Annotated in this window: 4 protein-coding genes; 2 read left to right on the top strand and 2 right to left on the bottom strand. The window is 53.7% G+C overall.

Annotation, left to right across the window (positions count from 1 at the left end; genetic code table 11):
• Window positions 1-109: 109 nt before the first annotated feature.
• Together VFO10_RS19295 and VFO10_RS19290 are read right to left on the bottom strand one after the other, a co-directional pair.
• Entirely contained in the window at window positions 110-685 is a 576-nt protein-coding gene (locus tag VFO10_RS19295) for a c-type cytochrome (protein WP_325143219.1), read from the bottom strand.
• Window positions 686-708: 23 nt separating this feature from the next.
• Window positions 709-1050 (bottom strand): hypothetical protein, encoded by a 342-nt coding sequence (locus tag VFO10_RS19290; protein WP_325143217.1) that lies wholly within the window; start codon window positions 1048-1050, stop codon window positions 709-711.
• A 215-nt stretch (window positions 1051-1265) separates the two neighbouring features.
• Here VFO10_RS19290 and VFO10_RS19285 point away from each other — a divergent pair, with 215 nt between their 5' ends.
• Together VFO10_RS19285 and VFO10_RS19280 are read left to right on the top strand one after the other, a co-directional pair.
• Complete coding sequence (locus VFO10_RS19285; protein WP_325143215.1) at window positions 1266-1691, top strand: hypothetical protein; 426 nt, start codon at window positions 1266-1268, stop codon at window positions 1689-1691.
• A gap of 20 nt (window positions 1692-1711) precedes the next feature.
• Window positions 1712-2607: hypothetical protein (locus tag VFO10_RS19280; RefSeq protein WP_325143213.1), on the top strand; the 896-nt coding region annotated here is incomplete at its 3' end.

Here is a 2607-nt window from a genome sequence, read left to right as displayed (position 1 = left end):
TGCCATAAATACATGCTAATAGATGCGGAGTCAAGCTTTAGATTTGTGTGTAAGCTCTGAGAATTATGAGGTTTTAGCCCCAGGTTACTGGGGCATTTTGGGATTTTGATTATTTACGGGCCTTCAATGCGGCTTCGATATCAGCTTTCTTCGTGGCATCTGTGAAGCTGGCAGCAACACCAGCATGAATCGGCTTTGCCTCTTGACCAGCCAGGTTAGCGAATTGGTCGAGAACTGGGCCCATGCCTGTGCCGTCAGGATTGTGGCAACCTTCGCATTGGGCTTTGAGAAGAGCTTCGCCGGCAGCTGCATCTCCTCCTGCGGGGGTAGTTCCGCCCGTCGAACCACCTTTCAAGAATACAGCCATATCGAGAGAATTATTCTTAAAGGCATCCTTTGCGGCCTGAGGAACGCTATTGTGTATAGGATTTTTTCCCGCATCGCCATTCCCAATGGAGTCGGCATCAGCTGCGACGAGCTTATGCGCAGCACCGCCATCAGCATGGCAACCCGTACAAGCGGCCAGAGCCGTTTGACCCTTGGCAGCATCACCGGTAGGTGTATTGTTGCCTCCAGTAACCGCAGCAGGAGCACCGAGCTGCTCTTTATAGGCCGTCGCTGTCGGCGCCGCGTTATTACAAGCAACCGAGACCAAAATAAGTGCAGCCAGACTTAAAACCTTCATTGACCTTGCCCCCTCGATAGAAATCACTGTGTCGCTAAATAAGCTTTAATATCGTTGCCACTGCTTGTGAAAACGGCGGCTACACTGCTGTGATAGGATTTTCCGCCCGCTGCATCCATGCTTCCGACATCGGTTTTGACAAGAGCATGAGCGGATTTGCCGTGGCAGGTATTGCAACTGGTCGTCAACGCAGTTTGCCCCTTGGTCGCATCACCTGGGGTCGTCGTTGTCGTAACCGGCTGCTGATTCCCCGCCGAACGATTGAGCCCCGGCGTCCTGGTTCCGGTGGAAACAGGCTCGGGGTCGCCGCAAGCTGTCAGCACTGCAAGGAATAGGGTGCCGACGATAAGATTTTTACAGCGCATTCTCATCCTCTGATCGGGGCTGCAAGCAGTAAGTTCCACGTTGGATCTTGGTATCGGCACAAAATTGGCGAAACTTGAGGTTGTTTTCCGTACCGAGGGGTTTTGGTAAGAGACATGAATCCTTAGGGCTTTCGAACTTTTGTTCTTTGGCCATGGGAAACCGTATGTTACCTTGGTATCCTGAAAAATATTCCAAGCATTACAGGAGCCAAGGGATGGCGTTTTCCTTTCCTGGTCGGAGTTTGATCGTTCCGAACGGCGTTTCGGTCATTCAATTGATTTTGACCTTCATCTACGGGAGTTGGCTGGGTTTCTCGCCCGGCTTGGGCAGCCTGCACCTGGTGCTGCTGCTTTTGAGCCTCTGCATCCTGCGGCTGCCCCTTTTGCTTCTGGCTATCGTGGCCGCATCGTGTTGGGCGCTCGGCATGGTGGGACTGGATGCGGGGATTGATGCGCTGGGTTTGAAAGTCCTGCGGGAACCCTCACTCAGCGGACTCTGGACGCAGATGTACAACGCGCCCGTGATTCCATGGACCCGCTTTTACAATTCCATGGTGATGGGCGCGACTCTGCTCGCTTTCATGCTTTTGCCGGTCTGGATTGGTTTGAGTCTGGCCATTCGCCGCTCGCTACGCGCCTGAACCCCCCTTGAGGTGAGAACATGAAATCCTATGGCGGTCTCATTCGTTGGAAATTTGGTGTGCCCCTGGTCCTTGGTCTTCTGGCTTTGGTGCTTTATACATTTCTTTTGCTCGATCAGCAGCTGCGTTGGGTCATGGAAAAACTGGCGACCGATGCCAACGGCGCGGAAGTGAACATCGGAAGTCTGAAGACCAGCATCAGCGGTCTTTATATCGAAATTCAAAAAGTCGAGATGACCGATCCCGAGGCTCCTGAATTCAATCGACTTGAAGTCGCGAAAATGCGCTTTGACCTCGGAGCACCCGGACTTTTGCGCAGCAAGATCATCGTGGAAGATGCCACGATGCAGGACATCCAAATCCGCTCAAAACGCGCGAAACCCGGACGAGTCCTGCCGCCACCCCCGCTGGGACCGGACAGTCCCGGGGCCATGGAGAAAGCCCAGGAGTTTTTGATTCCCGTCAAGGATGAAGTCGTGGCGAATGCCATGAACGTTCTGAAGGAAAACCGCCTCGATAATCCTTTGAAAGACATCAACTGGGATGATCTGCCGTCACACCAGGCGATCCTGCAGATCGAAGGCGATTGGAGTAACCGCCAGCAGATGGTGCAGGGAATGCTCGCGGGTCTGCCCAAGGCCAGCGATTTCCAGCAGATCAAAGCTGAAGTCAGCGCGATCAAGGCGCCTCAGGATCCGACCCAGATTCAGGCGGCTCTGGCCAACCTGGATGCGATCAAAGACAAGGCGCAGGCGCAGATGGATCGCGTGGAAGGCGTGGGTCAGCAGTTGAAGAACGAAGGCGCGCAGATAACGAATCGCGTGCGTATGCTCGATGACCTTATCAAGCAGGATCTTGCCGTTCTCAGTCAGAAGCTCAAGCTTCCTGACCTCGACTTTAAAAACCTGGCCGAGGA

This window comes from Oligoflexus sp. (genome assembly GCF_035712445.1).
Lineage (GTDB): Bacteria > Bdellovibrionota_B > Oligoflexia > Oligoflexales > Oligoflexaceae > Oligoflexus.
Note: the sequence above shows the minus strand (reverse complement) of the source record. Positions and strands in the feature narration are given on the sequence as shown.